Annotated in this window: 14 protein-coding genes; 12 read left to right on the top strand and 2 right to left on the bottom strand. The window is 69.9% G+C overall.

Annotation, left to right across the window (positions count from 1 at the left end; genetic code table 11):
• The first annotated feature begins 62 nt into the window (after positions 1-62).
• The 6 genes from F4556_RS33820 (at position 63) to F4556_RS33845 (ending at position 8,417) form a co-directional block, all read left to right on the top strand.
• A complete protein-coding gene (locus tag F4556_RS33820; protein ID WP_184923001.1) occupies positions 63-1,388 on the top strand; it encodes an ABC transporter substrate-binding protein in 1,326 nt (441 codons plus the stop codon).
• Between the two features lie 6 nt (positions 1,389-1,394).
• On the top strand, positions 1,395-2,285 hold the full coding sequence (locus F4556_RS33825) for a carbohydrate ABC transporter permease (RefSeq protein ID WP_184923003.1): 891 nt from the start codon (positions 1,395-1,397) through the stop codon (positions 2,283-2,285).
• The gene (locus F4556_RS33830) at positions 2,282-3,127 is read left to right on the top strand and encodes a carbohydrate ABC transporter permease (protein WP_184923005.1); all 846 of its coding nucleotides are present in this window, start codon (positions 2,282-2,284) and stop codon (positions 3,125-3,127) included. Before F4556_RS33825 ends, F4556_RS33830 begins: the two co-directional genes overlap by 4 nt.
• Entirely contained in the window at positions 3,124-5,631 is a 2,508-nt protein-coding gene (locus F4556_RS33835) for a glycoside hydrolase family 2 protein (RefSeq protein ID WP_184923007.1), read from the top strand. Before F4556_RS33830 ends, F4556_RS33835 begins: the two co-directional genes overlap by 4 nt.
• Positions 5,628-6,647, top strand: a complete 1,020-nt coding sequence (locus F4556_RS33840; protein WP_184923009.1) for a LacI family DNA-binding transcriptional regulator — start codon at positions 5,628-5,630, stop codon at positions 6,645-6,647. Before F4556_RS33835 ends, F4556_RS33840 begins: the two co-directional genes overlap by 4 nt.
• 246 nt (positions 6,648-6,893) lie before the next feature.
• Positions 6,894-8,417 carry a cellulase family glycosylhydrolase gene (locus tag F4556_RS33845; protein WP_184923011.1) on the top strand — a complete coding sequence of 508 codons (1,524 nt, stop codon included), beginning with the start codon at positions 6,894-6,896 and terminating at the stop codon, positions 8,415-8,417.
• 144 nt (positions 8,418-8,561) lie between these two features.
• On the opposite strand, the gene mobF is transcribed toward F4556_RS33845, so the two are convergent.
• Complete coding sequence (gene mobF / locus F4556_RS33850) at positions 8,562-12,731, bottom strand: MobF family relaxase (protein WP_184923013.1); 4,170 nt, start codon at positions 12,729-12,731, stop codon at positions 8,562-8,564.
• A 239-nt stretch (positions 12,732-12,970) separates the two neighbouring features.
• Here mobF and F4556_RS33855 point away from each other — a divergent pair, with 239 nt between their 5' ends.
• The 6 genes from F4556_RS33855 (at position 12,971) to F4556_RS33875 (ending at position 17,647) form a co-directional block, all read left to right on the top strand.
• The gene (locus F4556_RS33855) at positions 12,971-13,426 is read left to right on the top strand and encodes a beta/alpha barrel domain-containing protein (protein WP_184923016.1); all 456 of its coding nucleotides are present in this window, start codon (positions 12,971-12,973) and stop codon (positions 13,424-13,426) included.
• 534 nt (positions 13,427-13,960) lie between these two features.
• Entirely contained in the window at positions 13,961-14,920 is a 960-nt protein-coding gene (locus tag F4556_RS33860) for a transposase family protein (protein ID WP_184923018.1), read from the top strand.
• A gap of 207 nt (positions 14,921-15,127) precedes the next feature.
• On the top strand, positions 15,128-16,072 hold the full coding sequence (locus F4556_RS38740; RefSeq protein ID WP_246511161.1) for a hypothetical protein: 945 nt from the start codon (positions 15,128-15,130) through the stop codon (positions 16,070-16,072).
• Entirely contained in the window at positions 16,069-16,860 is a 792-nt protein-coding gene (locus tag F4556_RS33865) for an SDR family NAD(P)-dependent oxidoreductase (protein ID WP_313069012.1), read from the top strand. Before F4556_RS38740 ends, F4556_RS33865 begins: the two co-directional genes overlap by 4 nt.
• 29 nt (positions 16,861-16,889) lie before the next feature.
• The gene (locus F4556_RS33870) at positions 16,890-17,324 is read left to right on the top strand and encodes an NUDIX domain-containing protein (protein WP_184923022.1); all 435 of its coding nucleotides are present in this window, start codon (positions 16,890-16,892) and stop codon (positions 17,322-17,324) included.
• Between the two features lie 29 nt (positions 17,325-17,353).
• Positions 17,354-17,647 carry a DUF6087 family protein gene (locus F4556_RS33875; protein WP_184923024.1) on the top strand — a complete coding sequence of 98 codons (294 nt, stop codon included), beginning with the start codon at positions 17,354-17,356 and terminating at the stop codon, positions 17,645-17,647.
• A gap of 22 nt (positions 17,648-17,669) precedes the next feature.
• Here the strand turns inward: F4556_RS33875 and F4556_RS33880 are convergent, their stop codons facing one another.
• On the bottom strand, positions 17,670-18,443 hold the full coding sequence (locus F4556_RS33880; protein WP_184923026.1) for a WbqC family protein: 774 nt from the start codon (positions 18,441-18,443) through the stop codon (positions 17,670-17,672).
• Positions 18,444-18,452 lie beyond the last annotated feature (9 nt).

Here is an 18,452-nt window from a genome sequence, read left to right on the forward strand (position 1 = left end):
AGGTAGTTCCTTTGCGTCCTGCACTTAAACGTATAAGGCCGAGCGAACCCGGGAGTCGGTACATGAAGAAGCGATCGGTGGCCTTGGCGGCCGCGGTGCTGATGTCGATGGCGGCACTCTCGGCCTGCTCCGGCGGAGGCAGCGGAGGCGGCGGCACCGGCGGCACGGCCGTGGCCCCGTCGGACCCGACCAGGGTGAGCGGGGACATCACCGTGCTCACCCACAAGACCGACCATGCCGCCGACGGCACCCTGGCCAGATACGCGGCCGAGTTCAACAAGACCTACCCGAACGTGCACGTCAAGTTCGAAGCGATCGTCAACTACGAGGGCGACGTCAAGATCAGACTGAACAGCAGCAACTACGGCGACGTGCTGATGATCCCGGCCGCCGTCCCGGTCCCCGACTACCCGAAGTTCTTCGCCCCGCTCGGCACCCCGGCCGACCTCGACCAGAAGTACCGCTTCATCGACGGGGGCACCTACAACGGGCAGGTCTACGGCATCGCCATCAACGGCAACGCGACCGGCATGGTCTACAACAAGGCCGTCTGGCAGCAGGCCGGGATCAGCAAATGGCCCACCACGCCGGACGAGTTCCGGGCTGACCTGCAGGCGATCAAGGCCAAGACGCAGGCCACGCCGCTCTACACGATCTACCACGAGGGCTGGCCGATCACGGCCTGGCAGAGCTACCTGGGCCAGGCCGGCTGCGACCCGAAGGCCAACGACAGCCTGGCCGCCGACACCGCGCCGTGGGCCGCCGGCAAGGAGCTCAACGGGATCGACACGCTGCTGTACGACGTGGTGCACGACCAGTTGACGGAGAAGGACCCGACCACCACGACCTGGGACGCGGCCAAGAGCCAGCTCGGCACCGGGAAGATCGGCACGCTGCCGCTTGCCTCCTGGGCGATCTCACAGATGAAGGCGGCCGCCAGGACGGGGGGCGCGGACCCGGCGAACATCGGCTTCATGCCCTTTCCGGCGCAGACGAACGGGCACTTCTGCTCGGTGATCTCCCCGGACTACCGGCAGGCCGTGAGCATCCACTCCGAGCACAAGGAGGCGGCGCGCGCCTGGGTCGACTGGTTCGTCGACAAGAGCACCTACGCCCAGGAGCAGGCGCTGCTGCCGACGTTGAAGGCCGGGGCGATGCCGGATGAGTTCAAGGCGTACCAGGACGCGGGGGTCCAGTTCATCCAGCTGAGCCAGACCAGGAACGCCGACGTCTCGAAGATCGACAACCAGTCCGAGATCGGGCTCAACAAGCCGGACTACCGGCAGCACATCGTCGACCTGGCACGGGGCGCTGGCGGCGGCAGCCTGGACGGCTACTTCGCCGAGCTGAACAAGAAGTGGGCCAACGCGATCAAGACGGTCGGCTGAGGCGCCATGTCCGACCGACAACGCACCGGACGGAGCCTGCTCGCGCGGTCGACGCCGTGGCTGTTCCTCGTGGTGCCGCTGGCCTTCCTGGTGACCTTCACCTACACGCCGGTGCTCAACATGCTGTTCTACAGCCTGACCAGCTGGGACGGGTTCGGCCCGGACATGGAGTTCGTCGGCCAGGCCAACTACACCGAGCTGTTCACCCGGCCGGATCTGTTCCAGGTCTTCTACGTCAGCCTGTTCTACCTGGCGTCCGGCGTGGTGCAGATGGTGCTGGCCCTGTACTTCGCCACGGTGCTGAGCTTCAACGTCCGGTTCCGGAACTTCTTCAAGGGCGTCCTGTTCTTCCCCTACCTCGTCAACGGCGTCGCCATCGGCTTCGTCTTCCTCTACTTCTTCCAGCCCGGCGGCACCCTCGACTCGGTCCTCGGCCTGTTCGGCGCGCGGGACGAGCACCTGTGGCTGGGCGATCCCGACCTCGTCAACTGGTCGCTCGCCTCGGTGTCCCTGTGGCGCTACCTGGGCCTGAACTTCGTGCTGTTCCTCGGCGCGATCCAGTCGATCCCGGGGGAGATCTACGAAGCGGCGGAACTCGACGGCGCCAACCGCTGGCACCAGGTCAGGCACCTCATCCTGCCCGGCATCCGACCGGTCGTCAGCCTGAGTGCGATCCTCGTCGTGTCCGGTTCGCTGTCCGCGTTCGAGATCCCGTACATCATGACCGGCGGTGCCAACGGCAGCACCACGTTCGTCATCCAGACCGTCAAGCTGGCCTTCCAGTTCAACAAGGTCGGCCTGGCCTCGGCCGCCGCTGTGGTGCTGCTCGCCATCGTCCTGCTGGCGACCTGGATCCAGCGGCTTCTCGTGCCCGACGAAGGGGTTGACCTGGTATGACGCGACAAGTACGCGGAGTCGGAGCCCGCTCGGCGGTCGCCGGCAAGTACCTCTCGCTCGTGGTCGCGTCGGTGCTGACGCTGCTTCCCTTGGCGGTCGTCCTGATGGCGGCGCTGAAGACCGAGTCGGAGTCCGCGAACAACGGCCCGCTGAGCGTGCCACACAACTGGTTCAACCTGGAGAACTTCCAGATCGCGTTCACGCAGGGGCACATGCTCCGCGCGTTCGGCAACACGGCCTTCATCCTGGTCTTCTCGGTCACCGGCACGGTCCTCATCGGCTCGATGACCGCGTACGCGATCGACCGGTTCAGGTTCCCGTTCCGCCGTCTGACGATCTCGCTGTTCCTGCTCGCGTCGCTGGTCCCCGGCGTCACCACCCAGGTGGCGACCTTTCAGATCATCAACTCCTTCGGGATGTTCAACAACCGGTGGTCCGCGATCGCGCTGTACACGGGCACCGACATCGTGTCGATCATCATCTTCCTGCAGTTCATGCGGGCCATCCCGATCTCGCTCGACGAGGCGGCCCGGATCGACGGAGCCTCGCCGCTGCGCATCTACCGCACGGTGATCCTCCCGCTGCTCCGGCCGGCGATCGCGACCGTCGTCATCGTCAAGGGAGTGGTCGTCTACAACGACTTCTACATCCCGTTCCTGTACATGCCCTCGCCCGAACTCGGCGTCGTCTCCACGTCGTTGTTCTATTTCAAGGGCCCGTACGGCGCGCACTGGGAGATCATCTGCGCCGGTGCGGTCCTCGTGATCATTCCGACCCTGGTGGTGTTCTTGTTCCTGCAGCGCTTCATCTACAACGGTTTCACCCGGGGGGCGACCAAATGACGGCGACCGGCGTTCACGAGGGCTGGACCGTCCACGCCGTGGGCGGCGAGGTGCCGGCCCACCTGGCCGGGGTCCGGGTGCCGGCGACCGTTCCGGGGTGCGTGCACCTCGATCTGCTGGCCGCCGGGCTCATCCCGGATCCCCACCTCGACGAGAACGAGGGCGAGCTGGCCTGGATCGGCCGGGTGGACTGGCGCTACGAGACCACGATCGACTGGGACGGTCCGGACGCGGACGGTACCGAGGTGGACCTCGTCGCGCTCGGTCTGGACACGGTCGCCACGGTCGAGTTGAACGGAACCGTCCTCGCCCGCACCCGCAACATGCACCGCAGCTACCGGCTTCCCGCCGCGCATCTGCTGCGCTCCGGGAGCAACGTGCTCGCCGTGACGTTCACCGGCGCGCTCACCGCGGCCGAGCAGGCCGATGGCGACCTCGGGGCGCGGCCGCACGTGAACCGGCATCCGTACAACACCGTGCGCAAGATGGCCTGCGACTACGGCTGGGACTGGGGCCCGGAGACGACCACGGTCGGCATCTGGCGGCCGATCCGCCTGGAGACCTGGCGTGGGGCGGGCATCGAGAGCGTCCGGCCGTTGGTGGAAATGGACGGCGACACCGGCGTGGTGCGCCTGCACGTGGAGCTCCGGCAGGCGCGGCAGCCGGCGGGGCCGCTGCGGCTGGACGTGTCGGTCGGCGACCTCCGGACGCGGGCCGAGGTGCCCGCCGGCCAGAGCTCGACCGTGGTGGAGGTACGCGTACCGCACGCCCGGCTGTGGTGGCCGCACGGATACGGCGAGCAGCCCCGGTACGACGTCGGAGTTCAGCTGACGGGCCATCAGAACCACGACGAGGAAGTCAAGTTGGACGACTGGCACGGCCGGATCGGCTTCCGCACCGTCGCGTTGGACACCGCGCCGGACGAGGACGGCACGCCGTTCACACTCCTGGTCAACGGAGAGCGGGTGTTCGCGCGCGGGGTCAACTGGGTCCCGGGCGACAGCTTTCCCGCCCGGGTCGGCCGCGAACTGTACGCCGCGCGGCTGAACCAGGCCCGTGACGCCAACGTGAACCTGGTGCGGGTCTGGGGCGGCGGCATCTACGAGAGCGAGGACTTCTACGAGCTCTGCGACGAGCTGGGCCTGCTGGTGTGGCAGGACTTCCTGTTCGCCTGCGCCTCCTACGCCGAGGAGGAACCGTTGCGCGGCGAGGTCGTCGAGGAAGCCCGGGAGGCGGTGACGCGGCTCAGCCCCCACCCCAGCCTGGTGCTGTGGAACGGCGGCAACGAGAACATCTGGGGGTACCACGACTGGGACTGGCAGGGCGAGTTGGGCGGGCGCAGCTGGGGCTGGCGGTACTACACCGAGATCCTCCCGGCGATCGTGGCGGATCTGGATCCGACCCGGCCCTACCTCCCCGGCTCCCCGTACTCCTTCGACCCGGCCCGGCACCCCAACCTGCCGGACCACGGCACGATGCACATCTGGGACGTGTGGAACCAGCTGGACTACACGGAGTACCGGCGCCATCTGCCCCGCTTCGTGGCCGAGTTCGGATTCCAGGGCCCGCCCACGTGGGCCACGCTGACCCGCGCGGTCCACGACGAACCGATGCGGCCCGAATCGCCCGGCATCCTGGTGCACCAGAAGGCCGAGGACGGCAACGGCAAACTGGCCCGCGGGCTGGCCGGCCACCTGCCGCCGCCCGGGACGTTCGCCGACTGGCACTGGGCCACCTCGCTCAACCAGGCCCGCGCGGTGGCGTTCGGCATCGAACACTTCCGCTCGCTGATGCCGCTGTGCATGGGCGCCGTGGTGTGGCAGCTCAACGACGTGTGGCCGGTCATCTCCTGGTCCGCCGTGGACGGCGACGGACGGTGCAAGCCGCTGTGGTACGCGCTGCGCCGGAGCTTCCGGGACCGGCTGCTGACGATCCAGCCGCGCGAGGACGGACTGTCCGTGGTCGCCGTCAACGACAGCGGCCTGCCCTGGCAGGAAGAGGTCCCCGTCCGCCGGGTCGACTTCGACGGCACCGTGCTGGCTGCCGCGACGATGCGGGTGGACGTGACCGCCCGAAGTGTGGCGACCTGGACGCTGCCGCGGTCGCTGGCGGTGCCGGACGACCCGGCGCGCGAGATCGTCGTGGTCGGGACCGGCGCCGACCGGGCGCTGTGGCAGTTCCGGGAGGACGTCGACGCGAAGCTGCCCGAGCCGCGGATGTCCGCCCGGAGCGAGGTGATCGCGACCGGGTACCGTGTGACGGTGACTGCTCACGCGTACGTCCGCGACCTGGCGCTGCTCGCCGACCGGGTGGCCGGCGACGCGCACGTCGACACGGCGCTCGTGACGCTCCTGCCGGGCGAGAGCGCGACCTTCGACATCCGCACCGGGGCGACGGTCGAGCCGGGGGAGTTCCTCGACCCGCTGGTGCTGCGCAGCGCGAACCAGTTGGTCACCGGTCCTGGGCGGGCCGGAGTCCTGGAAGCCGGAGGGGCGAATTGGTGAAGCGGGTGACGATCGCGGAGATCGCGGAGCGGGCCGGCGTCTCGATCGGCGCCGTGTCGTACGCGCTCAACGGGCGGCCGGGGGTGTCCGAGGAGACCCGAAAACGCATCATGGACATCGCCGACGAGATCGGCTGGCGGCCGAGCCTGGCGGCCAAGTCGCTGTCCGGCTCGCGGTCGCACAGCGTCGGTCTGATCATCGCCCGCCCCGCGGACACGCTCGGCGTCGAGCCGTTCTTCATGCGGTTCATCTCCGGGCTGGAACGCGAGCTGTCGGGACACCGGATCGCGCTCCTGCTCCAGGTCGTCGAGGACCACCGCGCCGCCATCGAGGCCATGCGGCTGTGCTGGGCCGAGCGGCGGATCGACGGCATCGTGGTCACCGACCTGTACGCGGAGGACACCCGGATCCCGGTGATCGAGGAGCTGCGGATCCCGGCCGTGCTGGCCGGCCGGCCCCGAACGGACGCCCGACTGGGCGCGGTCTGGACCGATGACACGGCGGCGGTGGACGCGTCGGTCGACTACCTGGTGGCGCTCGGCCACCGCCGCATCGCCCGCGTCGCCGGCCTGCCCGCCCTCGATCACACCCAGGTGCGCATCGCGGCCTTCCGCGAAGCCATGGCCCGACACGGCCTCAGCGAACCGCAGGTGGTCGAGACCGACTACACCGCGGAGGAAGGCGCGCAGGCGACCCGGGCACTGCTGTCCCGGCGCGACCGGCCGACCGCGATCCTGTTCGACAACGACGTGATGGCCCTCGCCGCGATCAATGTCGCCCAGGAGATGGGCATCGCGGTTCCCGGCGAGCTTTCGATCGTGGCGGGCGACGACTCGCAGCTGTGCGTCCTGGTGCGGCCTGCCCTGACGGCACTGTCCTGGGACATACAGGCGTACGGCCTGCACACCGCGCAGGTGCTGCTGGACATGATCGACGGCCGCCCCCCGCGCACGCACCAGGAGAACACCGCCCGCCTGGTCATCCGGGGGAGTACGGCTGCACCGCCGCCCGCCTGACCGTCGTCGGCCACCGTGTAGTTAAGTGCTTAAGTTGAAGATCGACATTTCTCGCGCGGCAGGTAACGGAAGTATCTCGATGGGTGCGCGATCGGTTGACTAGGTCACAGGCCAGGCTCTAGGTTCCCCGAGACCAGGCCAAGATGCCTCTCTGTGCGCGTCGCACTTAAACGTATAAGGCAAACGCTGGCGCCTTTCCCGACGGAGGTACATCCGTCGGAGTCGACTCGTCATCAGGAGCTTCCTATGCGTCTCGCGTTCCCCAACTTCCGGTCACCACGCACCCGCGCCTCGGCCGGCGCGGCGGCGATGGCACTGGCGGCGGCTTCCCTGGCGGTGCTGCCCGAGGCCGCGCAGGCAGCCGAGACCCGGTGCCAGGCGACGTACTCGGTGCAGAACGACTGGGGCAGCGGATTCCAGAGCAGCGTCACCATCACCAACCTCGGTGCGGCGTGGACCAGTTGGACGCTCGGCTACTCCTATGCCGGCAACCAGGCCCTGTCCTCCGGCTGGAACGGCGCCTGGACCCAGTCCGGCAAGAACGTGACGGTCACCAGCCTGTCCTGGAACGCCGACGTCCCGTCCGGCGGCACCGTCACACCTGCTGCCACCTTCAGCTACAGCGGTACCAACACCGCTCCGACGGTCTTCACGGTCAACGGCGTCGTCTGCGGCGGCTCCAGCCCGACCACCCCGCCGCCCACGACCCCGCCGCCCACGACGCCGCCGCCCGCCAAGGCCGCGCCGGCGCTCCACGTCGACGGCAACCGCCTGGTCACCGCCACCGGTGCCACGTACCGTCTGCTGGGCGTCAACCGGGCCGCCGGCGAGTTCGCGTGCGTCCAGGGCAAGGGGGTGTGGGACGGGCCCGCGGACCAGGCCACGATCGACGGGATGAAGACCTGGAACGTCCACGCCGTGCGCCTCCCGCTGAACGAGCAGTGCTGGCTGGGCACGAGTGACGTTCCCGCGGGCGGGGTCACCGGTGCCGCGTACCAGCAGGCGGTCAAGGACTACGCGAACCTGCTGGTGGCGAACGGCATCAACGTGATCCTGGACCTGCACTGGTCCTACGGCCAGTACACCGGGTCCGGCGCGGGCTGTTCGGACACCACGGCGACCTGCCAGAAGCCCATGCCCGATCTGCAGTACAGCCCGACGTTCTGGACCCAGGTGGCCAACGCGTTCAAGGGCAACAACGCGGTCCTGTTCGACCTGTTCAACGAGCCCTACCCGGACGCCGCCAACGGCTGGACGAACGCCACCGCAGCGTGGACCTGTCTGCGCGACGGCGGCACCTGCACCGGTATCGGCTACCCGGTCGCGGGCATGCAGACGCTGGTCAACGCGGTACGTGCGACCGGCGCCACCAACGTGATCATGACCGGCGGCCTGACCTGGAGCAACGACCTGAGTCAGTGGTCGGCCTACAAGCCGAGCGACTCCACCGGCAACCTGATGGCTTCCTGGCACTCGTACAACTTCAACGGCTGTGTGACCACGGCCTGTTGGAACAGCACGATCGGAGCGGTCGCGGCGCAGGTGCCGGTCCAGGCCGGCGAGATCGGCCAGAACTCGTGCGCCCACGACTACATCGACCAGGTGATGGCCTGGGCCGACGCGAACGGCGTCGGCTACACGGCCTGGACGTGGAACCCGTGGGGCGTGTGCAACAGCAACGGCAACGTCCTGGTCACCGACTGGACCGGCACCCCGACGGCCACCTTCGGCGAGGGATACCGAGCGCACCTGCTGACCCAGCACCCGTAGTCATGGTGCACCGACGTGCCCCCGGAGGGCACGTCGGTACGCCAGCTCGCTCGAGCCGATCGACACCCCGCCGCCGCAACGGCCCGGCTGCACTCGCCGCCACCAAGCCGCTGACCAGGGCACGTGGAGAACTCTCACGGAGTGCTAGGGACGGCGGCCCCTGTGTTGCCGGGGACGTTGATGAGGCTGTGGGCCGGGGCGAGGAGCGGGCTTGCGGAGCGAGGCGCTCGTACGGCCTGCCGGTGGCTTGGAGGTGGCTGGGGCGGGGGAGCGGTCGTGGTCGTCGGGTTCGGCACATGCACGGAGTGCCCGGTGGAGCTCTTCCCAGTCCGCCCTGGAGGCAGGGTCGGCGGGGGCTGGGCCGAGAGGGTTCACGGTGCCGTCGTCGGTGAGGTGGTGGAGCGCCCGCCAGGTGTCGGCGAGAGCTGCCACCTTCTGCCAGCGGGCGTGCCGTTCGGGTCCGTCGGCCGGGCCCGGTGGGGTGCCGAGGTGGCGGGTCCAGGCGGGAGGAGATGCCGCGAGCGCGCTGCCGCGTGCCGTGAGGAGGCGGCTCATCTCGGCGCGACGGTGCAGCAGTTGGTCCCGCCAGGAATCAGGGGTGAACAGGTCGGAGATCGCTTCGGGCGGGCACAACCAAGCCGGTGGAAAGTCCATGTCAGCAGCAGGAGTGTGCCGAGTGCGGCCGACACGCAGCGCCACCGCCAGACGGTGAAGTTCCAAGGCGGACTGACGCTTTTCTTCGCCGGCCGCGTACAACGCACGACGTAGTTGACGGGACGACGGCGCGATATAGAGCCGCTGGACGGCGTTGCGCTGTGCGTCTTCCTGCAGCCGGTCTCGCCGGTCCATGAAGGTGCGCAGTTGCCGCTCGAGCTCAAGGGCGTTGCCGAGCCTCTTGGCAGCTGTCTTGTTGGCAAGTGAGGAGGAACTGTCGGCACGCCTTCCTTGCTGGACGGCGGTGCGGTGGAGCTCGGCAGCCGGGAGACGGCCGTGCGGACGGTGCACCCACGCCGGGTGGGTACGGCCGAGGACGGTGACAGGCACCGGAACGGGGAAGTTGCCGGCCAGCTCCAGGGCGGCTCGGGCCTCGATCTCCCGCGTGCGGGTCAGCGCCTTGAGGACCGCGGCCTGTTCGTCGTTCCACGGTGGTGCAGGGCGCGCCGTGCGGGCGGTGGCGGTCAGCTCGTCGATGCACCGGGCGACTGCGGACGCGTCAGCAGATGGATCTGCGTGGCAGGCGAGCGCGAGGACCTGCCACGGCGGGACGCCTTCCTGATCGGCACGCGCCATTGCGCGGGCCACCACGGGTGGCAAGTCCACGTCGGCTGTCCCTCGGACGAACCGCAGCACAGCGCGGTGGCGCGGGTCCTCGGAACGTCGGGCGACATCGGCGTACTCGGCGGCCAGCCGGAGGATATCCCGGGACCGGCGCTGCTCCGCCTTGAGCGTCTCCAGGGCACTGGGCACCTGGTCGCTGTTGGTCGCGATCCGCAGCAGGGCCAGATCGAGGGACTGGCCCTCGGCACGGGTGACGTAGAGGTGGTTGGTGTCACGCCCGCGTGTGGCGCCGACGTACGCGGCCTCGCGGCCGGTGAACGGAGCGAGCACGGTGTGGGTGGTGTCCACGGTCATGCCCTGGGTGCGGTGGATCGTTGCCGCGTAACCGAGTTCGGTGTGGCGTGCGAGGTAGGCGGAGGGAAGGGTGAGCGTCCCTCGGTGCCGCGTGTGCCGAACGCGGGCCGCGCCCGTGGAGGTGTACCCGAGCACCGTCCAGGTGTCGCCGTTCTTCACGAAGTCGCGCCCGGACAGACAGGTGAGCCGGCGCTGGTTGAGCCGGGTGACGATGGTGTCCCCGACATGGGCACGGGTGCCGTCGTGCAGCCGGGCGTCCCGGGGGCCGACGCTGAGCCGACCGGTGGCCAGGACGGCTTGCTGGGCACGGAGATTGAGAGCTTTGACGAGAGTGCGTGTGGGAGCCGCCAGTATCGTGGAGCGCCCGGCGCCCCGGTCCTGCCACCACGCGGTGAACGCCGCGTCCAGGACGGAGTCCTCGTCGCCGGAGTGGATCCGGCCGTGCTCGCGGTACCACCTGAACGCCTCCTGGGGCGCTCCGTCGCGCAGCAGGAGAGAGGCGTCGGCCTCGCCCGCAGTGGCGAAGCGGTGAACCTGCGTCAGGTGGACCGCGTGCCCTTCGGCTTGGAGCAGACGCAGGATTCCGCCGGCCTCGACGGCTGCGAGCTGCGCGGGGTCACCCACCAGGCGGACATGCGCACCTGCGTCCCTGGCCCGCTTGACGACAGCGGCGAGGTCAAGGGTGGAGGCCATGCCGGCCTCGTCGACGATGATCACATCACCCCGCTGCAATGGCGCGTTGGTGAGGCGGACCCAGCGCTGAATGGTGTCCGCACTCTGCCCGAGCGCCTCGCCGAGGACAGCGGCGGCGCGCGCGGACGGTGCGAGTGCGATCACCCGTCGGCCTTCGGCTCGCACCGCTTTCGCGGCGAGCAGGAGCGCGGACGTCTTGCCGGCACCTGCTGGACCGATGGCCGCGATCAGCTGCCGGGTACCACTGGCGAAGGCCCGGGCGAGGGCCGCCTGGCTGTCGTCGAGCTTCCCCTTGTGGCGGAGACGGTGCTTCTCGAAGTGCTTGACCGGGCACGGTGGAGCCACCGTGGTCCGGGCTGCCTTCAGGATCTGCTTCTCCGCCGCGAGGACGGCGGGGGTGGAGTAGAGCCGCGTCTCCTGGTCGCGGTAGATGCTTGATCCGTCCGGCCGTTGCAAGGGCGCGAACGGTGGACTCGACGCAGGGGCACTGAGTTCCACGCACAGCCTCTCGAGGGCGAAGCGTGTGATGTGCTCGGCCCAGCGCGCCGGATCAGCCCTGCCGTGCGACGTGCGGGTGATCTGCCGGTACACCTCGGCCCGGATGTGCCGCGGCCCGAAGACCGCCCGGTGGGTGCCCACGGCCTTCACCACCGCCGAGGCCACGGCGGGTACCTCCAGCCGTGCTCCCAGACCACCGCGGGCAGCGAGCCGCTGGGTGGCGGCCGACACTTCTGCGAGCAGGCCGTTCACCAGAACACGGCCGAACGCTGCCACCACGCCGGCCCGCCACCGCGCGCGAAGCACCGGCAACGGCCGGGCCGCCTTCTTCGCGGGGCGCGTCTCCAGGGTCGCCTGGCGCCGAAGACGCGTCCGGACCACGGACGACGGCTCACGACCGTGTCGCGCCCGGAACACCTCCAGCAGCCTGACCAACCGCTGACCGATCGCCACCGATCTCCGGGCCGTGAACTCCAGGAGCCGTTCATCGACTCCGTCGATCTCCATGACGGGACGCAGCCCGTCCGCCCGGGGCCGCTCCACCGTCACGGCGTCCAGGCCGACGCAGACCCGGTGCAGGACCTGTGCGTTGTACAACTCCGAAGCGGTCACCATCTGGGCGAGCAGGTGCCGCGCGTCGATCGCCCGCCACTTGCCGTCCGCCCGGAGCACACGGTTGGCGATGAGCACGTGATCGTGCAGACCGGGGTCCCCGGCGCGGGAGTCGAAGTGACGGAATCTCACACCCACCAGACCGGCCGTCACTTGTTCCTGAACGATGCCGTTGCGTCCGCTGCGGGTGGCCAACGCGCTGTCCTCCACCCACGCCAGCGTGTCCGAGACCGCGGCGTCGTGAGCCGCCTCGACGATCGCCCGCACCTTCTCGGAGCCCAACGCCCACAGCAGCGTCACGCTCGGCGGGGGCTGCAGCACGGCATGGAACCCGGCCACCGGCTGCCTCTTCGGCACGGACTCGCTTCGGATGAAGCGCTCCAGCGCACGGCTGTCGGTCGGCCCCCGACCGAACCGCGCACGGAACGCCTCCTCCCCGACCTCCAGCCGGATCCGGTTCCGCTCCACCTCGTCCAGTGCCCTGCCCGACCGAGCCTGCTGCTCTGCCACACGCTCTTCCAGCGAGGCCACGAGGGGAGTGGGCGTGGCGCCGAACCGGTAGAACGCCGTTCCCAACTGCGCTGCTGCCACGGCAGCGTCCGCACTACTTCCGGTGCGGATCTCCTCCGCCGTGATCTCCTCCGCCCGAGGGTGCAGTCCCTCCCCGAACAAGGCACGCAGCTGGGCCTCGGTCACCTCTCCCGCGACCCCCAGGAGCGCGGCGGCACGGCCCACCCAGACACCGGCAGGCAAGCCTGCGCCGAGCTGATACTCACTCAGCGTGCAGCCGGCCGACCGCTTCTGATCTCCCGAAACCGTCTGCGACTCGAAGTACCGGTATCCATCACCTGGGGTCATCGTCTGGACCTGCAGCACCATGCCCACCTCCGTCCTCACCCGAGGATGGAAGAGGTGTTGCCACAACTCACGTCGGAGAGCGGGTACTTCCCGCCCTGCGGGATACGGCCCCGCAGAATCGCCACTCTTTCCGCTGGACGGGAATCCCCCTGAGCCGTGCTCGCCCGTGACCGGTCCTCGGCGGCGTACTGGGTGACGTACGAAGCCTGGCCGCCAACCTGCGGCCGGACCCCTCGAAGGGCATCAGGAAGGTGAACACCATGGCAGCAGCGACTCCACGGCGGGCGGTCAAGATGATCGACGCTCGCAAGCGGGCCCGCGAGCTCAGTGCCGGCATAGCCGAACGCCATCAGCGGCTGCTCGACAGGGCAGAGAGGTTCCTCCTGGCACAGGAGAAGACCGACCAGCAGGTGCGGGCCATCAACGCGCGCATCAAGGACCTGCACGCAGAGGTGGAGGAGGTCCGGCTGGCAGGTCAAGCCGACCTGGCTCGGGTCGCCGCCGAGATGGCTGAACTGGGTTGCTCCCGAAAGGAAATCGCCGAGCGTCTGGGCGTCGATCCGGCCGAGGTTCGACGCCTGCTGGCGGCGGTGAGGAGGAACGACCCGGTGCGGACCTCGGCCGGCCGGGTGTCGAGGTTGCAGTCGGTGGAGCCCGAGGAGGCGAGCACTGAACGACCTCAGCCGGTCACCCTCTTCGACACCACCGGGGACTGATCGACACCGCAGAGCGGGCGTCGTGAGTTGGCCGGGCCGACGAGCGCTCTCCGAGTTGCACGGCGTCGTTACTGTTCAACTCCAGTGGTGAAGGCGGGTACGGCGGTGCGCGCGCTGTCGGCTGTGCACTTCACCACCCGGACCGCCTGGTTGTGGGTGAGGGTGACGGCGTGGCCGCGTCCTGCGGCTGGTACTCCAGCAGAGTTTCGCTGTCTGAGCAGGCTGGGTAGCGAAACGCTGCCGGAGCATCGGGCTGGGGGCCGTTCGGGGCCCTGCGCACCCTGACCGCCGGCACCTACACCGAGCTGCGCCGCACCCAGGAAAGCGTCCGGATAGCCGAGGCGTTCAACCGGGCCGCCCGCCCCTGAACCGCGAGACAGGGTAACGGCCAGCCGCGCCACCTCGTGCGCTGGGCCGGTGGACCGAGACCAGGAATTCCCATAATCTGAAGGCGAGTTGGCACACACCAAGCCGCCTAACGACCTCGTGCATGGTTAGCCGTGGCCTGTGAGCGAGTTGCTCGTTGGACCAGACGTGGTGGGGACTGCGGCACGTGCGTTGATCGTCTCGGAGCGTCGGATCACCGGCCTGTCGCAGGTGGTGATCGCTGACCTGGTGGCCGAGTTGGGGCCGGTGTGGCAGGCCCGGCGTGACGCCGAGTTGTGCGACCGGCCGCGGCGTCGGGCCGTCGGCGCCGGAGCGAAGTACAAGCTGGTCTTCGTCGACCGGCTCCTGGCCACGCTCGTCCACCTGCGACACGGTGTCACCCACGACGTTCTGGCCTGCTGGTTCGGCGTGGACCGCTCCACGATCACCCGCGCGATCGGCGAGATCCGGCCCCTGCTCGCCGGCCGCGGCTGCCGCATCGCACCGGGCCTGCGGCTGCGCACCCTCGCGGACGTGATTGCCCACCTCGGCGCCACCGGGCGGACCGGGATCATCGACGCCACCGAGATCCGGGTCCGCCGACCGGCTGCCCACCGACGCGGCCGCAACCGCTTCGTCTCGGGCAAGAGCCGCACGAACGCGATGAAGGCGCTGGTGGTCACCGATGATCGCGGCAGGCTGCTGTTCTGCGGCGAGGTCCGGGCCGGCTCGGTTGCCGACATCACCCAGGCCCGCGACGCCGGCCTGGTCGACCTGCTCGCCGACACGGTTCACCTGGAGATCCTCGCGGACGCCGGCTACCAGGGACTGGCCGCCCAGACCTGCGGCCAGGTCGTCACCCCGCCCCGAAAACGCCGTGGCAAGAACCTCGAGCAGGTCCAGTGGCTGATGGCCCATCACGAACAGGCCCGCTTCGAACACTCCTCACGCCGCATCCCGGTCGAGCACGGAATCGCCCACCTGAAGAACTGGCGCGCCCTCGCCCGCCATCACGGCCACCGCCACCACCTGCCGGACACCATCCGAGCAGTAGCCGGACTCCTATCAGACCAACAAGCCACCCACAAAAGGCAGTTGGCAGCCCTACCGACAGGCCAAAGCAGGTGATCAGTGACGTCAGACCTCACCCAAACACAGGCCACGGCTAACCATGCACGAGGTCGTTAGTGCTGCAAGGCGGCGGCTAGTCCTTGATCAGTTCCTGGAAATCCGGGCGAGTTCGGGTGGCGGCAGCTCGCCGGACGCCTCCAGGTCCCGCACTTCTACGGCCGCACCCCGGCCGACGAGGCCCACGACGTCCTCGCCTACGAGGACGTGTTCGCCTCCGGCCGCTCCGGACACCTGCTGGGCGACCTGATCGCCCTCGCCGACGAAGACCCGGCCGCCGTCGACGCGGTCGCCGCCCTGATCGACGCGGTCTGCGACGACCTGATCGCCACCGTGGCCGGCAGCGGGCGCACCGCCGCCCTCGCCGAGTGCGTGCCCGGCCTCTACGCTGACCGCATCCGCCCCGCAGGCCGCATCGACACCTGGTGGCTCGACCCCACCCTCACCCTCAGCACCGGCACCGACGCCCTCCCGGCCGTGCGCGACCTCACCCACTGGACCATCACCGCCAACGGCACCCGCCTGCCACTGGACGTACCCGCCGCGATCCGCACCACCCGCACCGCCCTCGACCCGGCCAGCCGCTGGACCACCGCCCTCACCCAAGGCGACCCCACCGAACCCAACATCACCAACACCTCCTCCGGGCCCGGCGCGGTCTGGCTCGACTTCGAATACGCCGGCCGCAACACCATCGCCGGAGAAGCCGCCAACCTCCTCTGGTACCTCCTCGCCCTCGGCGGCTGGCTCGTCCCCCTCCACCAACGCGACACCTACATCCGCACCCTGCGCCTCCACCTGCCCCCGGCCGCGCACCCCACCGTCGAGCACGCCGAACTCTCCACCCGGCACCGCCACCTCGACCTCCGGTACACATGGCCCACCGGCCCCGGACGCCAAGCCGCCCTCCACCGACTCCTCGCCCGACTGCGCACCGACCTCGGCACCGCCGCCGACCTCCCACTCGGCCGCGAACTGGAATCCCTGCGACCGTTCCTGACCGCCCGAATCCTCGGCGTGATCGACCCCCGCCGGCTCGGCGACACCGAACGGCTGCTCCTCCTGGCCAAGATTGCCGAACTCCAAGCGTTCGACGCCCAGTTCGCCCGAACCGACCCGTTGCCTGCCCTCGCCACCGTGGAGCGACCGTGACCATCACCCTCCCCGAACTGCCGCTCGCGGTACGCCCCCTCCAGGGCCGCACCGCCCTGGTGACCGGCGCGGCCACCGGCATCGGCGCTGCCACCGCGAAGGCCCTCGCCGCGGCCGGTGCCGCCGTAGCCGTCGCCCACCACGCCCAGATCGGCCAGGCCCGCACCGTCCTGGAGGCCGTCCGCCGAGCGGGCACCGATGGCATCGAGATCAGCGCCGACCTCACCGACACGGATACCGTCGCCAGGATGGCCGACCAGATCCGCTCGGAGCTCGGCCCGGTGGACATCCTCGTCAACAACGCCGGCGCCTACCCCCGGCTCGCCTGGGCCGACACCGACGAAGCCGCCTGGGCAGCCGCACTGGAGATCAACCTCACCGCCCACTACCGAACCTGCCACGCCTTCACCCCCGGGATGATCGAGCGCGGCTGGGGCCGGATCATCAACGTCTCCTCCGTCAACGCCCGAATCGGCCGGGTCGGCCTGACCGCCTACAGCGCCGCCAAGGCCGGACTCCTCGGCCTAACACCCGCCCTGGCCAGGGAACTTGGCCCGCACGGCATCACGGTGAACACTGTCGTACCGGGAGCGATCCAGGTCGACGCCGAGAACGCCCTCCCGGCGCACCACCGCGCCCGCCCGCAGGAGCAGGTCGCCCGGCAGTGCGTCCCCCGCAGGGGCCAGCCGGAGGACGTCGCCGCCGCCGTCGCCTTCTTCGCCAGCCCGGCCGCATCCTTCATCAGCGGCCAGTCGTTGCACATCGACGGCGGCTGGCTGCCCAACTGACCGCCCGGAACAGCACCATGGAGACCAGCATGAAGCAGCGCGTGCGCGCCATCCTCATCACCCCGAACGGCACCACCCTCCTGATCAAGCGCATCCGGCCCGGCATCGACCCCTACGTCGTCCTCGTCGGCGGCGGCGTCGAAGACACCGACCCCACCCTCGAAGACGCCCTCCTCCGCGAGATCCGGGAGGAGATCGCAGGCGAGGGCCAGATCGAGCGCCCCTTCGCCGAACTCACCAACGACAAGGGCGAGACCGAGCACTTCTTCCTCGTCAGCATCAAGACGTGGAACTTCGCCGACCGCACCGGGCCGGAGTTCTCCCGTGACGACCGCGGCGAGTACCTCCTCGAGGAAGTCCCCCTCACCGCCGAAGCCGTCACGACCCTGAACCTGCTGCCGCACGAGATCAAGACCCGGCTGGCCGACGCCATCAAGGCTGGCGACCTGCTGGCCACCGCGTAGTCGGCCACGGCGTGGAGGGGCGGCAGGACGTGCACGAGGACGAGCCGCTGGAGCGGTGGGCCGCAAGGTGGGCGGCCAAACGCCGTCCGGTCGGGGAGCTGAAGGTGGTCAGGCTGGACGGCAGCGAAGGCGGCGCACACCTTCGCCCGGACGAGCCCCGCCTGATCCTCGGCTGGGACGGCTACCAGTGGCTGCCCGAAGCGGTAGCCCCCGACTACCCGACCACGCAGCGCATCCTCAACAGAATCGAGGGTGACGGCGTGGTGCGAGGCACCGCCCTTCCACCGCCGAAGAAGCCCGGCCAGCACCGCCGCCCCACCTGACCCCCAGCCCCAGCAGGAAGAGCTACGGCCAGGGCCAGGGCGCGCGGCCCGGCCTTGCGCCAGAGCCCCCGCTCACCGCGGCGGCCCCGGGCTCGATCGGGTTCGCATGCTGCTGCGCCTCCAGGCCGCGCCGAATCGCGGCCGTCCCGTACACCAGCAGAGGATGAACGGCGCTGACCGTCCGCGCACCCGCCCACACTCCGTTGGTCGGGACGGAGAACGGCCTGAGCTCGATCCCGCCCTGGCTGAACAGGTCCGGCTCGACGTACCGGGCCCCGCCCGTTCCGCACAGGTACGAGGTGGCGCCCACGGCCCGGCATAGGTCCACGAGCCGGCGAGTACGCCCGTGCCCGGCGCTGAGGCTGCTGCTGCGCAGCACGCGGCCCTTCCAGCCGAGCAGGTCGAGCAGCATCAGCGTCGACGCCTCGGTGATCGCCGCTGTCCGGTCGGTCGTCTCGACCAACTCCAGCACCGGCCGCAGCCGCTCCGCGAGCACCGGCCAGCCCGCACTGGACCGGTACTGCTCCCGCAGGATTCCGCCGATCCGGCGGCGGGCGAGCGCGCCGTCCACCACCCGGGCGTCCCGGATGAGCGTGGCCCTGCCCTGCGGCAGGTGAGTGGGGAGCGTCAGCCACCGCGCCTGGCCGTCACCAGCGAGGCTGCCGATCCGGGCGCGGTGCTGGTAGTCGCGGCGGGCGAACTGGACGTCGTTGAGGACCACCCACACGTCCGCCGCGAGGATCTTGGCCACGGTCGAGAGCCGCGGCAGCAGGTTGGGCTGGTGGATCGCGCACACCAGCCCACG

This window comes from Kitasatospora gansuensis, from assembly GCF_014203705.1.
In the GTDB taxonomy this organism is placed as follows: domain Bacteria; phylum Actinomycetota; class Actinomycetes; order Streptomycetales; family Streptomycetaceae; genus Kitasatospora; species Kitasatospora gansuensis.

Coding starts and splice junctions, on each gene's coding strand:
- F4556_RS33820 (WP_184923001.1), top strand. CDS start 63: ATGAAGAAGCGATCGGTGGCCTTGGCGGCCGCGGTGCTGATGTCGATG.
- F4556_RS33825 (WP_184923003.1), top strand. CDS start 1,395: ATGTCCGACCGACAACGCACCGGACGGAGCCTGCTCGCGCGGTCGACG.
- F4556_RS33830 (WP_184923005.1), top strand. CDS start 2,282: ATGACGCGACAAGTACGCGGAGTCGGAGCCCGCTCGGCGGTCGCCGGC.
- F4556_RS33835 (WP_184923007.1), top strand. CDS start 3,124: ATGACGGCGACCGGCGTTCACGAGGGCTGGACCGTCCACGCCGTGGGC.
- F4556_RS33845 (WP_184923011.1), top strand. CDS start 6,894: ATGCGTCTCGCGTTCCCCAACTTCCGGTCACCACGCACCCGCGCCTCG.
- mobF (WP_184923013.1), bottom strand. CDS start 12,731: ATGGTGCTGCAGGTCCAGACGATGACCCCAGGTGATGGATACCGGTAC.
- F4556_RS33855 (WP_184923016.1), top strand. CDS start 12,971: ATGGCAGCAGCGACTCCACGGCGGGCGGTCAAGATGATCGACGCTCGC.
- F4556_RS33870 (WP_184923022.1), top strand. CDS start 16,890: ATGAAGCAGCGCGTGCGCGCCATCCTCATCACCCCGAACGGCACCACC.